Source organism: Sphingobium sp. GW456-12-10-14-TSB1 (genome assembly GCF_059424385.1).
Map to the genome: position 1 here is coordinate 1,215,156 of NZ_JBWKZI010000001.1, position 19,297 is coordinate 1,234,452.

At 63.8% G+C, this 19,297-nt stretch carries 21 protein-coding genes, 3 tRNA genes and 1 other RNA gene; 9 read left to right on the forward strand and 16 right to left on the reverse strand.

The window, feature by feature from the left end; translation table 11 throughout:
• Window positions 1–68 precede the first annotated feature (68 nt).
• The 4 genes from AC07X9_RS05895 to tkt all read right to left on the reverse strand — a co-directional run bounded on the left by AC07X9_RS05895 (window position 69) and on the right by tkt (window position 5,309).
• Window positions 69–974 carry a fructose bisphosphate aldolase gene (locus tag AC07X9_RS05895; protein WP_017182378.1) on the reverse strand — a complete coding sequence of 302 codons (906 nt, stop codon included), beginning with the start codon at window positions 972–974 and terminating at the stop codon, window positions 69–71.
• A gap of 69 nt (window positions 975–1,043) precedes the next feature.
• Window positions 1,044–2,246, reverse strand: coding sequence for a phosphoglycerate kinase (locus AC07X9_RS05900; protein ID WP_017182379.1), 1,203 nt, complete (start codon window positions 2,244–2,246; stop codon window positions 1,044–1,046).
• Between the two features lie 58 nt (window positions 2,247–2,304).
• Window positions 2,305–3,312: a type I glyceraldehyde-3-phosphate dehydrogenase gene (gene gap / locus AC07X9_RS05905; RefSeq protein WP_026002255.1), complete on the reverse strand. Its 1,008-nt coding sequence runs from the start codon at window positions 3,310–3,312 to the stop codon at window positions 2,305–2,307.
• A gap of 29 nt (window positions 3,313–3,341) precedes the next feature.
• Window positions 3,342–5,309 carry a transketolase gene (gene tkt / locus AC07X9_RS05910; RefSeq protein ID WP_017182381.1) on the reverse strand — a complete coding sequence of 656 codons (1,968 nt, stop codon included), beginning with the start codon at window positions 5,307–5,309 and terminating at the stop codon, window positions 3,342–3,344.
• Between the two features lie 194 nt (window positions 5,310–5,503).
• On the opposite strand from tkt, the gene AC07X9_RS05915 reads away from it, so the two are divergent.
• The 5 genes from AC07X9_RS05915 (at window position 5,504) to AC07X9_RS05935 (ending at window position 7,143) form a co-directional block, all read left to right on the forward strand.
• Window positions 5,504–5,695, forward strand: a complete 192-nt coding sequence (locus tag AC07X9_RS05915; protein ID WP_026002256.1) for a hypothetical protein — start codon at window positions 5,504–5,506, stop codon at window positions 5,693–5,695.
• Window positions 5,688–6,023 carry a cell division protein ZapA gene (locus AC07X9_RS05920; protein ID WP_017182383.1) on the forward strand — a complete coding sequence of 112 codons (336 nt, stop codon included), beginning with the start codon at window positions 5,688–5,690 and terminating at the stop codon, window positions 6,021–6,023. Before AC07X9_RS05915 ends, AC07X9_RS05920 begins: the two co-directional genes overlap by 8 nt.
• Before the next feature lie 11 nt (window positions 6,024–6,034).
• A non-coding RNA gene (ssrS, locus tag AC07X9_RS05925) (6S RNA) lies at window positions 6,035–6,191 on the forward strand.
• Between the two features lie 122 nt (window positions 6,192–6,313).
• On the forward strand, window positions 6,314–6,910 hold the full coding sequence (locus AC07X9_RS05930) for a 5-formyltetrahydrofolate cyclo-ligase (protein ID WP_017182384.1): 597 nt from the start codon (window positions 6,314–6,316) through the stop codon (window positions 6,908–6,910).
• Window positions 6,907–7,143 (forward strand): DUF2842 domain-containing protein, encoded by a 237-nt coding sequence (locus tag AC07X9_RS05935; protein WP_017182385.1) that lies wholly within the window; start codon window positions 6,907–6,909, stop codon window positions 7,141–7,143. Before AC07X9_RS05930 ends, AC07X9_RS05935 begins: the two co-directional genes overlap by 4 nt.
• A 43-nt stretch (window positions 7,144–7,186) precedes the next feature.
• On the opposite strand, the gene AC07X9_RS05940 is transcribed toward AC07X9_RS05935, so the two are convergent.
• The 3 genes from AC07X9_RS05940 to AC07X9_RS05950 all read right to left on the reverse strand — a co-directional run bounded on the left by AC07X9_RS05940 (window position 7,187) and on the right by AC07X9_RS05950 (window position 8,619).
• Window positions 7,187–7,263: transfer RNA gene (locus AC07X9_RS05940), tRNA-Asp, on the reverse strand.
• Between the two features lie 82 nt (window positions 7,264–7,345).
• Window positions 7,346–7,422, reverse strand: a tRNA-Asp gene (locus AC07X9_RS05945).
• Between the two features lie 42 nt (window positions 7,423–7,464).
• Complete coding sequence (locus tag AC07X9_RS05950; RefSeq protein ID WP_026002257.1) at window positions 7,465–8,619, reverse strand: AI-2E family transporter; 1,155 nt, start codon at window positions 8,617–8,619, stop codon at window positions 7,465–7,467.
• Window positions 8,620–8,789: 170 nt separating this feature from the next.
• Here AC07X9_RS05950 and AC07X9_RS05955 point away from each other — a divergent pair, with 170 nt between their 5' ends.
• Complete coding sequence (locus AC07X9_RS05955) at window positions 8,790–9,263, forward strand: hypothetical protein (RefSeq protein WP_017182387.1); 474 nt, start codon at window positions 8,790–8,792, stop codon at window positions 9,261–9,263.
• Window positions 9,264–9,266: 3 nt separating this feature from the next.
• Here AC07X9_RS05955 and AC07X9_RS05960 read toward each other — a convergent pair whose 3' ends face one another.
• The 4 genes from AC07X9_RS05960 to thyA form a co-directional block, all read right to left on the reverse strand.
• Window positions 9,267–10,595, reverse strand: a complete 1,329-nt coding sequence (locus AC07X9_RS05960) for a dihydrolipoamide acetyltransferase family protein (protein WP_017182388.1) — start codon at window positions 10,593–10,595, stop codon at window positions 9,267–9,269.
• Between the two features lie 5 nt (window positions 10,596–10,600).
• Window positions 10,601–11,605, reverse strand: coding sequence for an alpha-ketoacid dehydrogenase subunit beta (locus AC07X9_RS05965; RefSeq protein ID WP_017182389.1), 1,005 nt, complete (start codon window positions 11,603–11,605; stop codon window positions 10,601–10,603).
• A 213-nt stretch (window positions 11,606–11,818) separates the two neighbouring features.
• Window positions 11,819–13,114 (reverse strand): 3-methyl-2-oxobutanoate dehydrogenase (2-methylpropanoyl-transferring) subunit alpha, encoded by a 1,296-nt coding sequence (locus tag AC07X9_RS05970; RefSeq protein WP_017182390.1) that lies wholly within the window; start codon window positions 13,112–13,114, stop codon window positions 11,819–11,821.
• Window positions 13,115–13,234: 120 nt separating this feature from the next.
• Window positions 13,235–14,158: a thymidylate synthase gene (gene thyA, locus AC07X9_RS05975; RefSeq protein ID WP_037514323.1), complete on the reverse strand. Its 924-nt coding sequence runs from the start codon at window positions 14,156–14,158 to the stop codon at window positions 13,235–13,237.
• 175 nt (window positions 14,159–14,333) lie between these two features.
• Between thyA and AC07X9_RS05980 the strand changes: the two genes are divergently transcribed.
• Window positions 14,334–14,624 (forward strand): JAB domain-containing protein, encoded by a 291-nt coding sequence (locus AC07X9_RS05980; RefSeq protein ID WP_037514321.1) that lies wholly within the window; start codon window positions 14,334–14,336, stop codon window positions 14,622–14,624.
• A gap of 102 nt (window positions 14,625–14,726) precedes the next feature.
• A tRNA-Pro gene (locus AC07X9_RS05985) sits at window positions 14,727–14,803 on the forward strand.
• A 6-nt stretch (window positions 14,804–14,809) separates the two neighbouring features.
• Here the strand turns inward: AC07X9_RS05985 and AC07X9_RS05990 are convergent.
• A complete protein-coding gene (locus AC07X9_RS05990; protein WP_254908051.1) occupies window positions 14,810–16,120 on the reverse strand; it encodes a hypothetical protein in 1,311 nt (436 codons plus the stop codon).
• Here AC07X9_RS05990 and AC07X9_RS05995 point away from each other — a divergent pair.
• Entirely contained in the window at window positions 16,120–16,506 is a 387-nt protein-coding gene (locus AC07X9_RS05995) for a hypothetical protein (RefSeq protein ID WP_176342109.1), read from the forward strand. The genes AC07X9_RS05990 and AC07X9_RS05995 overlap by 1 nt on opposite strands.
• Before the next feature lie 96 nt (window positions 16,507–16,602).
• Here the strand turns inward: AC07X9_RS05995 and AC07X9_RS06000 are convergent, their stop codons facing one another.
• The 4 genes from AC07X9_RS06000 to AC07X9_RS06015 form a co-directional block, all read right to left on the reverse strand.
• Entirely contained in the window at window positions 16,603–16,983 is a 381-nt protein-coding gene (locus AC07X9_RS06000; protein ID WP_254908097.1) for an ATP-binding protein, read from the reverse strand.
• Between the two features lie 95 nt (window positions 16,984–17,078).
• Complete coding sequence (locus AC07X9_RS06005; RefSeq protein ID WP_086485646.1) at window positions 17,079–17,849, reverse strand: PRTRC system ThiF family protein; 771 nt, start codon at window positions 17,847–17,849, stop codon at window positions 17,079–17,081.
• Complete coding sequence (locus AC07X9_RS06010; RefSeq protein WP_086485647.1) at window positions 17,839–18,498, reverse strand: PRTRC system protein A; 660 nt, start codon at window positions 18,496–18,498, stop codon at window positions 17,839–17,841. The genes AC07X9_RS06005 and AC07X9_RS06010 overlap by 11 nt, the downstream gene beginning before the upstream one ends.
• The gene (locus tag AC07X9_RS06015) at window positions 18,495–19,292 is read right to left on the reverse strand and encodes a PRTRC system protein B (protein WP_086485648.1); all 798 of its coding nucleotides are present in this window, start codon (window positions 19,290–19,292) and stop codon (window positions 18,495–18,497) included. The genes AC07X9_RS06010 and AC07X9_RS06015 overlap by 4 nt, the downstream gene beginning before the upstream one ends.
• Between the last annotated feature and the right edge of the window lie 5 nt (window positions 19,293–19,297).

Sequence of the window (19,297 nt, forward strand, 5' to 3'; positions counted from 1 at the left end):
GCGCTTAACCCATAGCGGAGGAGCGCGAAAGGGGGGGCCGGGCGGGCCTGCGCCCGCCCGACCGGCAATCAGGCAGCGACAGGCGTTTTCGCGACCGACGCGCCGTGGATTTCGTCAATCGCTTCGCCAAGCGAGGCGTTGAATTCATCATCGCTCATCTGGTGGCGCAGGTCGTTGAGCAGCGCGCGGCTGAAGCTGGCGATGATGCCGCGATTCTTCGCCAGTTCGACGCAGGCTTCCGGACGGGCAAAACCGCCCGACAGGGCCACAACGCGCAGGACGCGGGGGTGATCGACCAGCGGGTCGAACAGGCCCGGCTGGACCGGCAGCGACAGCTTCAGCATCACCTGCTGATCAGCGGGCAGCGCATCGAGCGCCTTGAGCAGTTCGTCGAGCAGGATCGCGTCGGCTTCGGCGCGTTCAGGCGACTTGATGTTCACTTCGGGTTCGATGATCGGCATCAGCCCGGCTGCCAATACCTGCTGACCGATCTCGAACTGCTGCTTGACCACGGCGGCAATGCCTTCGCGGTTGGCGAGGTTGATGACCGAGCGTTCCTTGGTCCCGAACACGCCCAGCGCCTTGGCGCGGTGGAGCAGCACGTCCAGGTCGGGATTGGGCTTCATCACCTGAACGCCGTTCGCCTCATCTTCCAGACCCTTGTCGATCTTGATGAAGGGCACAACGCCGCGCTCGATCAGCGCCTGCGGGGTCGGCTTGCCATCGACGGTGCCGTCCATCGTGCGCTCGAACAGGATCGCGCCCAGCACCTTGTCGCCGGTGAACACGGGCGAAGTGATGATGCGGCTGCGCATCGCGTGGATCAGGCCGAACATTTCCTCGTCATTGGCCCACGCACCTTCTTCGATACCATAGCCCTTGAGCGCCTTGGGCGTCGACCCACCGCTCTGGTCGAGTGCGGCGATAAAGCCTTCGCCTGTCGCAATCTTCTGTTTCTGAACCTGATCCAGCATCTGCACATACTCTCTCTTGAATGGGATAGCGCTGCCCTCTCCAAAACGGCGCTACCGTTGACCGGGTCGTCAGACCATCAAAGCCTTTACGCCCGGTAAATCCTTGCCTTCCATCCATTCCAGGAAAGCGCCGCCGGCCGTCGAGACGAAGGTGAAATCGGCTGCTGCCCCTGCATGGTTAAGCGCCGCCACAGTATCGCCGCCGCCAGCGACCGAGGTCAACTGGCCTTCCTTGGTCAGTGCCGCAGCGGTGCGGGCCAGCGCGACGGTCGCCGTGTCGAACGGCGCAATTTCGAACGCGCCCAACGGCCCGTTCCATACGAGCGTCCGGCAGGTCTTGAGCACATCGGCCAGCGCCTCGACAGCGGCAGGGCCGACGTCGAGGATCATTTCGTCATCCGCAACCTCATGGACGTTGCAGGTGCGGACCGAGGGCGGGTTGGCGGCAAATTCCTTGGCTACCACCACGTCATAGGGAAGATGGATGGTGCAACCGGCCGCTTCCGCCGCGTCGAAAATGGCTTCGGCGGTGTCGGCCAGATCCTTTTCGCACAGCGATTTGCCGACATCGACACCGCGCGCATGGAGGAAGGTGTTGGCCATGCCGCCGCCGATGATCAGATGATCGACCTTGGTGACCAGATGGTTCAGCACGTCAAGCTTGGTCGACACTTTCGCGCCGCCGACGACGGCGGCGACCGGCTTGACCGGCGTGCCCAGCGCGGCTTGCAGCGCATCGAGTTCGCGCTCCATCGCGCGCCCGGCGAAGGACGGCAGCTTGTGCGCCAGCCCTTCGGTCGAGGCATGGGCGCGGTGCGCGGCGGAAAAAGCGTCATTGACGTAGAAATCAGCGATGGCCGCCATCGCATCGACCAAGGCGGGATCATTCTTTTCCTCGCCCGGATGGAAACGGGTATTTTCCAGGATCGCTATGTCACCGGCGCGCATCACGGCAATGCCGTCCGCCGCTGCATCACCCTGGCAATCGGGAATGAACTGGACTTCGCGCCCCAGCACCTGGGTCAGGGGCCGGGTGATCTTCGAGAGCGAATATTCCGGGTTCTTCTGCCCCTTGGGACGGCCGAAATGGGCCAGGATCAGCACCTTGGCACCGCGATCGGCCAGTTCCAGCACGGTCGGCATGGCCGAACGCAGGCGGGTGTCATCGCTGACCGAGCCGTCCTGCATCGGCACGTTCAGATCCTCGCGCACCAGCACGGCCTTGCCGTGAATGTCGCCCATCTCATCGAGTGTCTTGAACGGCTTGGTCATGGATATTCCCTGTTGCTTCTCAACAAAAAGGGGACGGTTTTACCCGCCCCCGCTTCCCTTACAGGAACTTTGCCACCACGCCGCTGGTGTCGATCATGCGGTTGGAGAAGCCCCATTCATTGTCGTACCAGCTGAGCACGCGGACCAGCTTGCCGTCGATGACCGCGGTTTCCAGGCTGTCGACGGTAGAGGATGCCGGGTCGCCATTGAAATCGATCGAAACCAGCGGTTCGTCGGTATAGGCCAGAACGCCCTTCATCGGACCGTCGGCTGCGGCTTTCAGCAGGCCGTTGACTTCCTCGATCGTGGTGGCGCGGCTGGGGATGAACTTCAGGTCCACGACCGACACGTTCGGGGTCGGCACGCGCACCGACGAACCGTCCAGCTTGCCCTTGAGCGCAGGCAGAACTTCACCCACCGCGCGGGCGGCGCCCGTGGTGGTCGGGATCATCGACAGGGCGGCGGCGCGGGCGCGGCGCATATCCTTGTGGATCTGGTCCAGCGTGTTCTGGTCGTTGGTGTAGCTGTGGATCGTCGTCATGAAGCCGCTTTCGATGCCGATGGCATCGTGCAGCACCTTGGCGAGCGGCGCCAGGCAGTTGGTCGTGCAGCTGGCGTTGGAAATGACGATGTCGTCAGCGGTCAGCGCGTCATGGTTGACGCCGAACACGATGGTCTTGTCCACGCCGGTTGCGGGCGCGGAAATGACGACGCGCTTGGCGCCAGCGGTCAGATGGGCGCTGGCCTTGGCCTTGTCTGCGAAGATGCCCGTGCATTCCAGGGCGATTTCCACGCCCTGCGCCGCGTGAGGCAGCTTGGCGGGGTCACGCTCGGCGGTCACGGCGATGCGCTTGCCGTCGATGACCAGGAAATCGCCATCGACGCTGACGTCGCCCTTCCAGTTGCCATGCACCGAATCGCGCTTGAACAGCAAGGCGTTCGCCTTGGCGTCGCCCAGGTCGTTGATGCTGACCAGTTCAAGATCATGGTCGGTGCGCGAAAGAATGGCGCGCGCCACCAGGCGACCGATACGTCCGAAACCGTTAATTGCTACCTTCGTTGCCACTGCACTAGCCTCCGCAAGTTGTTGTTCGGTCAGTTGTTGAGAGCGGCCACGATCTGCGGCGCAATCTTTGCGGCCGTCAGGCCGAAATGGTCGTAAAGCGCTTCGGCAGGCGCGGACGCGCCGAAACTGTCGATGCCAAAGCGCAGGCCAGCGATGCCGGTATGGCGTTCCCAGCCAAAGGTCGTGCCCGCCTCGATCGACACGCGCAGCACATGGTGCGGCAGCAGGTCGTCCTTGTAGCTTTGCGGCTGCGCGTCGAAATGCGTCCAGCTGGGCATGGAAACGACATCGGCGCCAATGCCCTGTTCTTCCAGCGCCCTGGCGGTATCGACTGCGATCTCGACTTCGGAGCCGGTGGCGATCAGCACCACCTTGCGCTCGGCAGTCGCGGCGACCAGGCGATAGGCGCCCTTGGCCGACAGATTTTCGCTCTTTTCCGTGCGCAACTGCGGCAGGTTCTGGCGGGTGAGCGCCAGCACCGACGGGCCGGTCGCATCCTTCAGCGCCAGTTCCCAGCATTCCGCCGTCTCGACAATGTCGGCGGGGCGATAGACGTCCAGATTGGGGATCATCCGCATCGACATGACATGTTCGATCGGCTGATGGGTCGGGCCATCTTCGCCAAGGCCGATGCTGTCATGGGTCAGCACATGGATGACGCGCTGCTGCTGGAGCGCGGCCAGGCGGATGCCAGCACGCATATAGTCCGAAAAGACGAGGAAGGTGCCGCCATAAGGGATGACCCCGCCGTGCAGCGCCATGCCGTTCATCGCGCAGGCCATGCCGAATTCGCGAATGCCATAATAGACATAGCGACCCGCATAATCATCGCGCGTCAGCGGCCCGGTCGACTTGGTCTTGGTATTGTTGGAGCCGGTAAGGTCTGCCGAACCGCCCAGTGTTTCAGGCAACAGGTCGTTGATCGCGCCGAGCGCCAATTCGCTTGCCTTGCGGGTCGCTACCTTTTGCGGCGCGGCGATCAGGCTGTCGATATAGGCTTCCAGCGAGAAATTATCGGGCAGATCGCCAGCCATGCGGCGCGTGAATTCCGCGCCCTTTGCATCGCTTGCAAGGCGCGCTTCCCAGGCGGCGCGAACGTCGCTGCCCTTGGCGCCAATCGCCTGCCATGCCGCGGCAATGTCCGCAGGGATAACGAAGGGCGCTGCGTCCCAGCCCAGAAATTCGCGCGCGGCAGCGACTTCGGCCTCGCCCAGCGCGGACCCATGGACGCCCGACGTGCCCGCCTTGTTGGGCGAACCATAGCCGATCTTGGTGGCGCAGGCGACCAGCGAAGGACGCGAATCAGCGACCGCTTCGGCCAGAGCGCGGCGCACATCGGCAACGTCATGGCCATCGCACGACACGACATGCCAGCCGGTCGCTTCGTAACGGGCGCGGACATCTTCGCTGCTCGACAGGTCGACAGCGCCGTCGATGGTGATCTTGTTATCGTCCCACAGCACGATCAGGCGGCCAAGGTTCAGGTGACCGGCCAGGCCAATCGCTTCATGGTTGATGCCTTCCATCAGGCACCCGTCACCGGCAATCACCCAGGTGCGGTGATCGACCAGCGCGTCGCCGAACTGGGCGTTCAGGTGCCGCTCGGCAATCGCCATGCCGACGGCAGTGGCAAGGCCAGAACCCAGCGGACCCGTGGTCGCTTCCACGCCAGCCAGCTCGAAATTTTCAGGATGCCCTGCGCACGGGCTGTGCAACTGGCGGAAATTGGCGATGTCCTCGATCGTCGGGCGCGCATAGCCGGTCAGGTGCAGCAGGCTGTAGATCAGCATCGAGCCATGGCCAGCCGACAGGACGAAGCGGTCCCGGTCGGCCCATTTGGGCTGGGTCGGATCGAATTTCAGATAATCGCTGAACAGCACCGTCGCGACGTCGGCCATGCCCATGGGCATGCCCGGATGGCCGCTATTGGCGGCCTGCACCGCGTCCATGGAGAGCGCCCGGATGGCGTTGGCGAGCGACTTATCGGAAACGGTCATCGGCAGCGTGTGTCTTTCCTGAGCAGGACGGGCCTCCCCGCAAGCTGTACGGGCGAGTCGAGATCGCGCCTCCTTTGTCGCGTCAAGCCCCATGCGTCAACCGCAGCGGGCCGGAAAGCGGCTTCTTGTCCGCCCAATGATCGCTTTTGTACCGCATCAAGTTTCGCTATGCACAGGCTATGGCAAGCGAGCGCATGATGCAGGCAATTGGCACGCTGGAACGTGCAGTGGGTCGGCTCGAACAGGATGTGGCCCGCCTTGTGGCGGCCCCGCCCCCCTCCTCACCGTCAAGTGGCGAACCGGATATGGATGTGGACGGCGCGCGCGCGGCGCTGCGGTCGCTCGATGAACTGATTGCCGATCTGAAGGGCCGGACCATTGGCTGAAACCACGCTGCACATAGCCGGGCGTCATTATGACATCAGATGCCGCGATGGGGAGGAGGCGCATCTCGCCCATCTCGCCAGCCTGATCGAGGAAAAGGCGAAAGCCGCGCAGCAGGGCGCGCCGGGCATGACGGAGGTGCGCAGCCTGTTGTTCGCCGCGCTGTTCCTGGCCGACGAATTGAACGACATGCGCCGCGACACCGCAGCCCGCCAGCAAAGGCTGGCGCTGGAAGCGGAGGACGAACCGGCAGCGCAGGCGATAGAGGCACTGGCGGCGCGGATAGAAAAGCTGCGCACCGGGCTTGCCGCCCGCGCCACGGACGCCTAGATTGGGGTGGACGGGTACTGCCTGGTACGAGCTTTAGCGAACATCCCTGAGGCGATAATCACATCCTAGGGGGCTGTTCCTGGGCGGGTTCCGGCCCGATCTACATGGTCCCCACCTGACGTTGAGGCGTCAGAGGATTTTCCAGCAAACGGCCAAGGCGGTCCCGTCACCCTTCCAACGCAAGCGATCCAAATATAGACGTGCTCCCGCACAGGCGGGAACATGGTGCATAGGGCAGGACTGGGCTTCAGCCTGTACGGGAACATCATAGCGAACGGGCAGAGATACGAATGAACGGCGACACCATCGACAAGACGAGCTTGCGCCAGATCGCCCGCGATCGCCGCCGCGCGTTCGTATCGACGCTTGACCCGCTGGCGCACCGGCTGGCGTTCAAGGTGCTGCCTTCCCCCCTCGCGCGCCGCATCGCGGACGCGCAGGTGGTAGCGCTCTATATGGGACTGGACGATGAAGCCCCGGCGCAGCGGCTGGCGCAGCAACTGATCGCCATGGGCAAGACCGTGGCGTTGCCGCGCGTGCTGGATCGGCTGGGCAGCATGGATTTCCTGCGCTGGCAGCCTGACGACATATTGCTGCCCGGCCCGTTCCGCACCAGCCACCCCGCGCCCGGCGATGGCCCGGTGACGCCGGACGTCATCATCGCCCCGCTGGTCGGGTTCGACCGGGCGATGAACAGGCTGGGTCAGGGTGGCGGCTACTATGACCGCGCCTTTGCCCGCCTGCCCGACGCGCTGCGCATCGGCATTGCCTGGTCGGTGCAGGAACAGGATATGGTTCCGGCCGACCCGTGGGACTTGCCGCTGCACATGGTACTGACCGAAGTGGAACTGATCGAAGGCCTTTCCGCCGCAGGAGCTGTCGCATGAACATAGACCCGCGCCATTATCATCAGCCCAGCTGGCGCAAGCCGGTCGGGATGCTGGCGATTGTCGGGCTGATCGCATTATGGGCGGTCATGGTGGCCAGCCTGTCCGGCATCATCGGCACGCTGCCGGTATGGGCGCAGACGCCGATCTATGTCGTGCTGGGGATCGTGTGGATATGGGTGCTGCCGCTGCGCCGCCTGCTCGCCTGGATGGAGACGGGGCGCTGGCGCTAAAGCCGACCATGTATCGAAGAAAACACTTTCCGATGAAGGAAAGTGGCGCGAGTGACGGGGCTCGAACCCGCGACCTCCGGCGTGACAGGCCGGCACTCTAACCAACTGAGCTACACCCGCGCAGGGTGACATCCGTTCGGGATTTCACTCCCCAGACGATGCTGTCTGATCCACCTTATTCCCACCTTCCTGTCAAGGAAAGTGGCGCGAGTGACGGGGCTCGAACCCGCGACCTCCGGCGTGACAGGCCGGCACTCTAACCAACTGAGCTACACCCGCGTTCGGTGTGGAAGCGCCGTCTATGTGCGTCCGCCGGGACTGTCAACCGTCCGTTTCGGCTGTTTTCGCATTCTCGTCACTTTCTTTGCGCGGCGCGACCGTCAGCGTCCCCTGCTCGAACAGGAAACCGGCGATATCCGGCGTGCCCGCGGCAGAAACGACGGTCTGGATGATGATCAGCAGCGGCACGCCCAGCAGCGCGCCCGGCGTCCCCCACACCCAGCCCCAGAAAGTGAGCGACACCAGAATCAGCAGCGGGTTCATCGTCAGCCGCCGCCCCAGCACCGTCGGCGTGATGACGTTCGCCTCGACCAGATGGAAACCGACCTGCAAGGCCGCGGGCATCATGGCGACCCACACATCGTCAAATACCATCAGCCCGCCCAGCGCCAGCAGCACCGCCGCCAGCATGGGGCCGAAATAGGGGATGAAGTTGAGCAGCGCGACGATCCCGCCCCACATCAGGGGCGATGGCATCCCGATCAGCCACAGCGCCAGCGCGACCGCCAGCCCCAGGCACAGGTTGATGACGGCGATGGTGATGACATAGGCCGATGTGGCGTCGACCACATTCTGGATCACCCGCGCCACCGCCAGCGCGCCGTCGAAACTGTCCCGGCTGTTGATCGTGCGCCGCCGCAGGCGGGTCCAGCCCGCCAGGAAGAAATAGATGATGAGCAGCGCGAACACCATCTGGATGATCGCCGCCGGGGCCGATGTGGCGGCAAATTGCAGCAGGGAACGCGGCGTGTCGACCGTCGCCGTCTGCGCCGCTGCAACCGGCCCTGTCGCCAGCATCTGCACCGTTTCATCGACGAAGCGCTGGAGATTGGAGTAAAAATCGATCAGCGGGGCCAGGTTCGCCTGTATCTGTGGCAAGCGCTGCGGCAGGATACGGAACCAGTCGGTCGCTGGCACGATGATCAGCACCAGCGCGGTATTGGCCACGATCAGAAAGCCGATTACCGCCAGCAGCGCGGCCAGCCCCGACGGCAACCGGCGCCGCTCCATCCATTCCAGCAGCGGCACCAGCGCGATCGCGATCACCAGCGCGGCGGTCAGCGGCAGGAAAAACTCCGCGCCCGCGCGCAGCGCAAAGGGCAGCGCCAATATCAGCCCGATCCCCGTCGTCAGCGCGATCGACGCGAGCAGCCGGTCGCGCCTGCGGTTGATTTCCAGCTGTTCCGGCGGTTTCACGGTGGATTGATTCTCCGGTCGAAAGACCCGCCAGATGTGCGCTCGCCGCCAGCGGGCGTCAATTTGCAAAGCGTCTCCGATCGCGGGCTGATCGCGGAAAAACAGTCGCTTAACCAAATATTGGCTCAGCCGTTCTAGGATGGGTACGGGGACGCAGAACGGGGACAGGCATGAAAGCCGCCACATTGTCATGGATCATCGCGCTGAGCGGCCTTGCCGTGCCGCACGCCGCATCGGCGCAACCGGGCGTCGAACTGGACACGCAGATGTTTGTCGAACGGGTAACAACCGACGTCAACGGACGGTCCCGCCGCATATTGGCGAGCGCTGACAAGGTCGCGCCCGGCGATCAGCTGATCGTCATCGTCCATTGGCGCAATGCGGGCAACGCGCCGCTGCGCGATCAGGCCGTGGTTCGCTCGCTGCCGCGCGGCATGCAGATCGACCCGACCGATCCGACGATGCAGGTGTCCGTCGATGGCGGCGCGCATTGGGGCCGGATGGATCAGCTATGGCTGCCCACGCCCCTGGGCGGCACGCGCCGCGCCGTGGCGGCAGACGTCACCCATATCCGCTGGTCGCTGCCGCAAGCGGTGCCGCCCGGCCATGCCGGACGGCTAAGCTATCGCGCGACTATGCGCTGATTATCAATCCACGAACAGAAGAGCGGGATTTTCGAGCAGTTTGCGGACAGCCTGGACATAGCTTGCCGCGTCCCAGCCATCGACGACGCGGTGGTCGCAGCTGATCGACAGGTTCATCAGCTTCGCTGCGACAATCTCCTTGCCCCGAAAAACGGGCCGCTCGATCACGCGGTTGGGACCGATGATCGCGACTTCGGGCCGATTGATGACCGGCGTGGTGGCGATCCCGCCCAGCGGACCAAGCGACGTCAGCGTCAGGGTAGAGCCGGACAGTTCCTCCGACTTGGCCTTGCCCGACCGGGCAGCGTCGGCCAGCCGACGGATTTCACTCGCCAACTGCCAGACATTGCGGTCCTGCGCGTCGCGGATCACCGGCACCATCAGCCCCGCATCGGTCTGCGTCGCCAGCCCCAGATGAACCGATCCGTGACGCGTGACCACGCCCGCCTCATCATCATAACGGGCGTTGAGCATCGGAAAGTCGGGCAAAGTCTTGCAGATGGCGACGATCAGCAGCGGCAACATGGTCAGCTTGGGCTTATCGCCCCGGCTGGCGTTGAGCTGTTCGCGCAAGGCTTCCAGCGCGGTGACGTCGATTTCCTCGACATAGGTGAAATGGGGAATGTGCCGTTTGGACGCGGCCATATTCTCCGCAATCCGGCGGCGCATGCCGATGACCTTGACCTGCTCGTCGGGGCGGCGCGCCGATTTTCCCGCCGCGCGATAGCCCTGCCCCTGTCCGTAGAGCAGATAGGCATCGAGGTCGGCATGGCGAATATGATCGCCCGCCGACTTCACCTGCGCGAGATCGATACCCAGATCCTTCGCACGGGCACGGACGGCTGGAGAGGCGAGGATGGGGGATGAAGCCTCATGCCCGCTTCCGTCCGGGCTGAGCGAAGTCGAAGCCTTCGGCTCAGCCGCAGGCGACGCCGCCTCTCCTTCGGTTCGGCTGGGCCGTTCGACAGGCTCAGCGCCTGCACCCGGCTCGATCGCGGGGCGAATGGATGTCGGCTCCTCGATAACCGCCTCACCCGGCACTTCCGCCTCGATCGCCTCCACCGATGGCGGCGGCGCGGCGACATCCTCGCCTTCCACCTCGATCTCGACCAGCATACTGCCGATCGACACCTGATCGCCCTCCTCGCCCGCCAGTCGCACGACGGTCCCCGCGACCGGGCTTTCCATCTCGACCGTCGCCTTGTCGGTCATCATGTCGGCTATCGGCTGGTCCTCTTCGACCCGGTCGCCGACCTTGACGTGCCAACCGACGATTTCGGCCTGCGCAATGCCTTCGCCGATGTCCGGCAGCTTGAATGTGAACAGAGCCATGGCGCTCAATCCTTCATGATCTTGTTGATGGCTTCGCGGATGCGGACGGGGCCGGGGAAATAGGCCCATTCCAGGCTGTGCGGATAGGGCGTGTCGAACCCGGTCACCCGCTCGATCGGCGCTTCGAGATAGTGGAAGCAGCGTTCCTGCACCTGCGCCAGCAGCTCCGCGCCAAAACCGCTGGTACGGGTCGCTTCATGCACGATCAGGCAGCGGCCGGTCTTTTTCACCGACGCTTCGATCGTTTCGATGTCGAGCGGCACGAGGCTGCGCAGGTCGACGATCTCCGCGTCCAGCCCCAGCATCGCAACGGTATGTTCGACGACATGGATCATCGTGCCATAGCACAGGATGGTCAGCGCCCCGCCCGCCCGCGCGATCCGCGCCTTGCCCAGCGGGATGCGGTAATAGCCGGTCGGCACCTGCGCATCGCGATGCCCGGCCCAGCTGGTCGCCGGCGTGTCATATTCGCCATCGAACGGGCCGTTATAGATGCGCTTGGGTTCAAAGAAGATCGTCGGATCATTATCCTCGATCGCCGCGATCAGCAGTCCCTTGGCATCATAGGGGGTGGACGGGATGACCGTCTTTATCCCCGAACAATGGGTGAAAATGCCTTCGGGTGACTGGCTGTGCGTCTGCCCGCCGAAAATGCCGCCGCCAAAGGGCGATCGTACCGTCATGGGCGCGATGAACTCGCCCGCCGAACGATAGCGCAGCCGCCCCGCTTCGGACACAAGCTGGTCGAGCGCGGGATAGATATAGTCGGCAAACTGGATTTCCGGAACGGGCCGCAGGCCATAGGCACCCATGCCGACCGCCACGCCAATGATACCGCATTCGGTGATCGGCGTATCGAACACGCGGTTCTTGCCATATTTCTGTTGCAACCCGGCGGTGGCGCGGAACACGCCGCCGAAAAAGCCGACATCCTCACCCATCACCACGACGGTGGGGTCGCGTTCCATCATCACGTCCATGGCGCTGTTGATCGCCTGGATCATGTTCATCTGTGTCGTGTCAGTCATGGCACATCCTTCCCTCTCCCTTGAGGGAGAGGGTTGCGCAGACTTGGCGGCTTTGCCGCCTAGTCGAAGCTGGGAGAGGGTGAACGGCGGTTGAAAGACGGGACCACGCAGCCCCCTCTCCAACCTTCGCTAAGCAGCAAGCTGCTGAGCTACGGTATCCTCTCCCCGCCGGGGAGAGGAAATGATGATGCGCCATCACAGCCCCGCCGCCTTCCATTCGTCCAGCATCTGCTGCTGCTGTTCCTTCAGGTGCCGGGGCATTTCCTCGAACACATCCTCGAACATGCTTTCCATCGGATGGTGGAGGCCATGGCCAAGGATGCCGTTCTTTTCCGCCTCGCGGGCGGCGTCGCGGACCAGTTCGGCCAATTCCTTGTCCATCGCGGCGTGGCGGTCCTCGTCCCAGATGCCAAGGGCGATGCAGTGCTGCTTCAACCGCGCGATCGGATCGCCCAGCGGCCACAGGCTGCTTTCTTCGGCGGAGCGATAGGCGGACGGATCATCCGATGTGCTGTGCCCCTCCACCCGATAGGTGAAATGTTCGATCAGCGTTGGCCCGGCATTGGCGCGCGCCCGGTCTGCGGCCCAGCGGGTCGCGGCATAGACCGCCAGCACGTCATTGCCATCGACGCGCAGCCCGGCAATGCCATAGCCCACGGCGCGCGCGGCAAAGGTCGTCGCCTCCGCTCCGGCAAAGCCCGAAAAGCTGCTGATCGCCCACTGGTTGTTGACGATGTTCATGATGACGGGCGCGCGATAGACGCTGGCGAAGGTGCAGGCGCTGTGAAAGTCGCCCTCGGCCGTCGATCCTTCGCCGCACCAGGTCGCCGCGATCCGGGTGTCCCCGCGCGCTGCGCTCGCCATCGCCCAGCCGACCGCCTGGGGATATTGGGTGGTCAGATTGCCGGAGATCGAGAAGAATCCGGCATCCCGCGCCGAATACATGATGGGTAGCTGGCGGCCCTTCAGCCGGTCGCCCTTGTTCGAATAAATCTGGTTCATCATGTCGATGATCGGCCAGTCGCGGGCGATCAATATGCCCTGCTGGCGATAGCTGGGAAAACACATGTCGTCGCGGTCCAGCGCCAGCGCCGCGCCGATCGACACGGCTTCCTCACCCGTCGACTTCATGTAGAAACTGGTCTTGCCCTGCCGCTGCGCCCGGAACATGCGCGCGTCGAACGCGCGGGTCAGCGCCATGGTGCGCAGCATCCGCAACAGCGTTTCAGGGGGCAGATTGGGATTCCACTGGCCCACCGCCGCGCCATTTTCATCCAGCACGCGCACCAGCCCATAGGCCATGTCGCGCATCGTCGCGGGCTGCGCCGTCTCGTCTGGCCGTGGTGCCGCGTCGGCAGCGGGAATGTCGAAATGGGTGAAGTCCGCGCTCTCGCCGGGCCGGGCTGGCGGTTCGGGAACGTGTAGGCGCAGCGGGGGCAGATTATGCCCGGCCTTGCCCTGCAATCCTGCCGAATCGTGGGGATCGGTCATCCTGCCTCCTATGCTGCATCGCAATAATGTTGCTTGCCAATAACATTATATTACGTCGCTGCGAAAGGCAAGCCTTCCTTACCCATTTTTCCGTGTCGCTATGTTCGGCTCACTGTCGGCCTAGACAGCAACCGGCGCAGCAATATGGGCCTGCGGCGTATAGTCAGTCACCTCGAAATCCTCGATCGCGTAGCTGAAAATGTCCGAAGGTCGCCGATTGATCCGCAGCTTTGGCGCGCCCGACGGAATTCTCTCCATCTGCTCCTCCACCAATGCAGCGTGGTTAAGGTACAGATGGACGTCGCCACCCTGCCAGACCACCTCGCCAGGCTCCAGACCGCATTGCTGCGCCAGCATCCGGGTGATCATCGACAGGCCGAATATGTTGAACGCAAAGCCCAGCCCCAGGTCGCAACTGCGCTGGAACAGCAAGCCGTTGAGCTTCCCATTCGCGACCTGGAACTGATAGGTCATATGACAGGGCGGCAGCGCCATATTGGCGACTTCCGCCACGTTCCATCCGGTAAACAGCAGGCGGCGAGACCCCGGCGTCGACCGGATCGCCGCGACCAGATCGGCAATCTGGTTATGCCCTTTCTCCGCGCGCCGGTAGAGCCCATCTCCTGCCGCCTCGTAACGCGGCCAGTTGACCCATTGCGCGCCATAGACCGGCCCCAGATCGCCCCATTTCAATGCGAACGCCTCATCCTCGATGATTCGCGCCTCGAACGCATCCCGGTCGATCGCCTCGCCGGTGGCGCGGCGATAGGCATCCAGCGGCCAGTCGGTCCAGATATGGACGCCCTGCCGCACCAGTTCGCGAATATTGGTGTCGCCCGACAGGAACCACAGCATCTCGCGGGCTGCGACCTTCCAGTAAACCCGCTTGGTCGTCAGCAGCGGCACCGCGTCGTCAGCCAGTGAAAAGCGCATCGTCGCACCCAGGATCGACCGGGTGCCAACCCCGGTGCGGTCGATCCGTTCGTCGCCATGACGCCAGATATGGCGCATCAGGTCTATATATTGCTGCTCATAGTGGGGCATCGTGTCGCGCAAGGGCGGGCATCCTGTATGAAGGCTGTGGGTCACCGCCCGCTGTAGCCCAGGCAGTCCCGCCAGCCAATCTCCCCTTCATTCCGGATCAGAATAGGGGGCTATTCAACCAGAATGGCGCGGCTTGGGCTGGCGTGGCGAAACCGGCCCGCGTCACATTTCCCGCATGGCCGGACTGGACCTGATCATCCTTGACGCCACCTGGCGCCCGCGCGACCGCGTGCCGCTGGCGGACGACTGGCGCGCCGTCGTCAGCCAGTTGCTGGCGCTGGACGGGCAGTGGCTGGCGCTTCACCAGCGACGGCCCGGCGTTGCTGTCGCCCTGCCCCGTCCGGCCGACATCGCCCTGACCCGCACCCTTGCCCGGCGGCTCCGCCCGCTCGACATGCGGCTGGCCGACCATATGATAGAGGCCGGGGAAAGCCGGTTCAGCTTCCGCGCGGCTGGGCTTTTGTAAGACGCAAAAAAAGCCGCTCTGGCCGCTTGCCAGCCTGAAAAGCCGCCTCTATAGGCTGCGGCCTGCCTTACGGGGTCGCCTCATCGCGGCTTCGGCATCGGTCGGGGAATAGCTCAGCCTGGTAGAGCACTGTCTTCGGGAGGCAGGGGCCGGAGGTTCGAATCCTCTTTCCCCGACCAACTTTTCTAAGCATTTCGTCCTCCATGGATGATCTTAAGTCCGGTGACATCCCGGCGAAAGGCACCCGGCGCCTTCGCCTCGATCTCGTTGATAATCTGCTCGGTGACTGCGAGCGCATTGGTCAGATAGCCCGCTTCGAAGGCCGCATAGATGTCGGACGTCTTCGAGTGGACGCGGTGACCCAGCATCATCTGCCCTTCCACCCAAAGCGCTTCGCCTAGTCGGCTGCGCGCCAGCTTGGCGATCGAGCGGCGAATCAGTTTCTGCCCGGTCTCACCATCGCGCGGTAGGGACAGCTCGTGCTGCATCGCCTCGAACGCGGTGCGAATCGACTTGGGCCCGACGTAGAAGCCGACCGGTGCCGCCTTCAGCTGCTCGGCGAACTGGTGGGCCACAGGCACGACAGGACGATATTTCTTCGTCTGTGGTCGGCCGCGCTGGTTCAATGCCAGCGCCCGGATGTCGGGGTACCACTGGCGGCGCTCCGGTGCGGTCGACACGTCATAGGCAGCGTCCGGCCGACACCAGGTCGCGACGCTCACGCGCAGGAAGCGCAGCAGCGCCTCGCGGTAGGCCAGCTGGCGATCATAGGCCTTGTCGCTCATGCCAGCGCTGCGCGGCGGGCGGAGGCAGTAGTTGAACATCTCCGCCAGCTTGGCGACGTCTGCGCGATAGGCCGGGGTCTCGCTCACCTCGTCCGGCTTCTTGGCCTGGAACGCAGCGGCATAGGGTGTGTCGCCGCGCCCGTTGGCGTGGTTGATCGCGGCGCTCAGCGCGCGGACCGATCCTTCCACCGTGCCGGCGCTGCGATCACCCAGCACCTTGCCTGCTGTCGACACGACCGGCACCTCGAACGCCCAGTCGCGGAAATCGTCGATCCACTCCTCGTTGACCTGGTCGCAGGTGGTATCGAGTCGGTCGGTCTCGATCAGATAGTTCGAAACATGCGCCAGCCGCGCCTTGATGGAAGTAAGCGAGGGCTTCTTGCGAACCGAGATGAGATAGTTGGACATGGCGTCGACCAGCGGATGCGGCGGTGCGCCGACGATCAGCTGACCGCATTCGTCGCAGATGCGCTGCCCTCGCTCCCGCTCTAGGAAGAGGGCGTCGAGTCTCTGTTCGGCCTGCCCGATATCCGTTGTGCGCGTCGAGCGAGACCGGACGTGTCCGCGTTCCGCGTCGTACCAGAAGATGTAGAGGTTGGGGGAACGGAGCGTACCGTCGGAGCGGCGGTCTCGGCCGAGCCAGTATTTTGGCCCTCCAAGGCGGGTTGTCCCCCTTGAATAGAGCGGTTCTTCATCGTTCGGGTTACGCATTGCTCTCTCAACATCTTGGCGTTTTCGGTCTGGACGAGGTCATTGACGCCGATCGCCGCCAACAGGACGACGTCATCGGCTTCGAGGCGGATGCCCCGTCCATTGAGGATGGCGCGCTGCATGCGCTCCGCGATTTCCGGAAGGGCGGCGCTCATGTCGCTTCATCCACGGCTGGACCGCCCGGGACGGGCATCCAGTGGGTGAACGGATCATGCTTGCTGCCGACGAACTCGCCGAACGTCGAGCAAATCCAGCCGGGCTTTTTGATGCTGTGCCAGTCGCTATCGCAATACTGGCCCATTTCTGTCAAACGGCGTTCAAAAGGGACCCCCGATCGGCGTCGAAGAGGGACCCCCTTTTCAGATAATATGATGCTGGTTTGTTGAAGATGGCCTTGCGCTGCGTGCGGCGGAGGGCGGGCGTAGCCCGACCGGAGGCGCGCGCAGCGCAAGATAGATTTTTGAAGGCGCCGAAGGTGGCTGTCAGCTGCGGTTTTTGAAGCGCCAGCTGTCGTTGCCCGTCTCGACGATATCGCAGTGGTGGGTGACGCGGTCGAGCAGCGCCGTGGTCATCTTGGGATCGCCGAACACGGTCGGCCATTCGCCGAAGGCGAGGTTCGTGGTGATGATGACGCTGGTCCGCTCATAAAGCTTGCTGATGAGGTGGAACAGCAACTGCCCTCCCGAGCGGGCGAACGGCAGATAACCGAGCTCGTCGAGAACGATCAGGTCGAGCCGCGACAGCTGCGCCGCCAGGGTCCCGCCTTTGCCGATCCGGGTCTCCTCTTCGAGGCGTGTCACCATGCCAGACTGTCGTGCCGTCCGTGATGCGATAGTCCTCTGGCTCGCTGAATGTGCAGATATGGGGGATCATGACATCATCCACTGTGTGAACCAGCACCCGGCGAAGAACGCCAACAAGACAGCGCAGCCAACGCCACTATCGTCCCACTTCTCGTTCATGCCGCCTTCTCCATCGGTTGGGGCAGTGAGATCGGCATCGCCTGCCCGCTCGCCAGATTGATGAAGGCTCCAGCGTGGCCGATCGAGCCGCGTCCCAGCAGGTCGAACAGCAGCGCGAGCGCATGGCTGGCGACAACGCGGTTCATGAATAGCGATTGCCGCTCCAGTGCTTCGGCAACCGAGCAGCTGGGCGTGTCATCCTCGGCGGCAGTCTCGTCCATTAATTCCGGGAAATATTCCAGCACGGTCGGTAGTCGATCCGCCTTTTCACCGGTCGACGCCTTCGGGCATCCGATCAGGAACTGGCCATCCGTCGCGCGGTTGCCCAGGTCCATCCAGTAGATGGGTGCGGGAGCGTCGTCCGGCATCGCAGCGCCAAGGCCACGCCGAGCCGACGCGGTGTCGACGCAGCTGATGAGCAGATCGATCCTCTCCAGCCCTATGTCGGCTGGCGCACGGCCATGCACTGCCCTCCACGACAGCCCGTGGGCCAGGTTGATCCGCTCGGTGAGAGTACGAGCCTTCGAATTGCCGAGGTCGCAACGATAGAAGGGCTGTCGACCAAGGTTCGCCTCGCTCACTATGTCGTCGTCCACGACGGTGACATTCAGCGACCGCGACGAGATCGCGCGAAGCGCCGTGTCCAGCGACGCCAGCCCCATAAGCATCTGCGCGCCATTGCCGCCGCATCCGACCAGCATGACGTTGATGGCGCGATCTCCGAGCGACGGGCGCAGGTAATGGCGTTGTGACATATCAGGCTGCATGATCGGCTCCTGCGAACGGAATTCGGGGAATGGGCAGGAACATGCCTGCGGCGCAGAGGCGCGATTCCATGACGAACCCGTCCGGCCAATCGAGCCTGCCAAACACGAGAGATATTTTCGTCGCGTGCGCGTCGTCCTCATTGTCGGTGCGGCTGAAGAAGGCCGGGCCGGTGCCATGGCTATGGACGTCGCACACGACATGCCAGTCGGCCGACAGTATCGGCGTGCGATAGACCAGCCGCGAAGGCGTTGCGTCATCGATGTGAGGATACTCGACCGCGAACTCGCGCGTCGTCTCGTTCCAGATCACAAACGCCGCCGCTTCATTGGGGAGCGCCGCGCGCAGGTGATCCAGGATCTGAGCGAAATGCTCGTACGGGATCAGGCCGCATCGTAACTGGCATCTCTCCTTCTCGCCAGCGCCGAAAGGCAGATAGGCATGAGGCCGATTGGTGAGATAGGTGTCGAGCGCCAACCACGGCCGGCGCAAGATGAGCATCACGCCAGCCTGCCCGATCGCAAGCCCCTGCCCCGCGCGCGCGCCGCGTAGCGCATCGATGGCGGGCGACCGGCCAGACGGCGGCACCGGGTAGCATGGCATCTGGGCGAGGACGGCGGCGGCCGTCGGATCATCTGCGAGGATCGTCATGCCGATGTCCTTTCCGCGATCAAGGAGCCCAGGGTGACAGGCACCTTCAAGGCCTGCCGGTTGCTGGCCGGGTTGAAGGGCTTGAGCCGCTTCACCGGAAAGCGCTTCGCCCCGGTCGCGGCGAGATCATCCCAGAGCTTCACCAGCCCGCCCCTGCCCGTCACGGTCAATTCCTGTCCGATATTGGGATGGGTAGACCAGGACTCGAATATCGCCCGCTCATATTCAGGGATCGACGCGATCGTCAGCGCCTTGGGACGAACGATATTACCCCAGCATAGCTGGCCGGTGAGATAGACATTCAGTACCGGGCTGTGCAGCAGTTTCGTCTCGCCGGTCGGCCGCTCGTCAGTCGGCAGGGCGTAGACCCCGAACCCCTTGCGGCTGGCGACAAACAATTGCGCTGGATACGGAACTTGTACGCTGGTGCGCCGGGCAAGCACCTTCATTCCTTTCGGCGGTCCGGACAGGTCGAAATAGGCCAGCCGCACCTGAGCCGGCACCCACCAGACAAGAAGATCGGCATGGGCCACCAACACATTGGCGGGCAGGATCTCGGGAGGCGCGGCGCGGTCCAAGGCTTTTGCCCATTGACGCAGGTGCGCGCGGGTCAAGGGCGAGCCAGCTGCGATCATCGGTCCGGCTTCACGCTGCTCGACGTCGTGGATGCTGGCGAACGCTGCGGCACCCTCGCGCGAATTGATGTATCGGCCTTCGGCGCTGTAGAGCAGGATGGCATTGGTCAGCACCAGCCCGCCGGGCGTAGATTCAAATTGTGTGGAATGATTGAACATAGAGC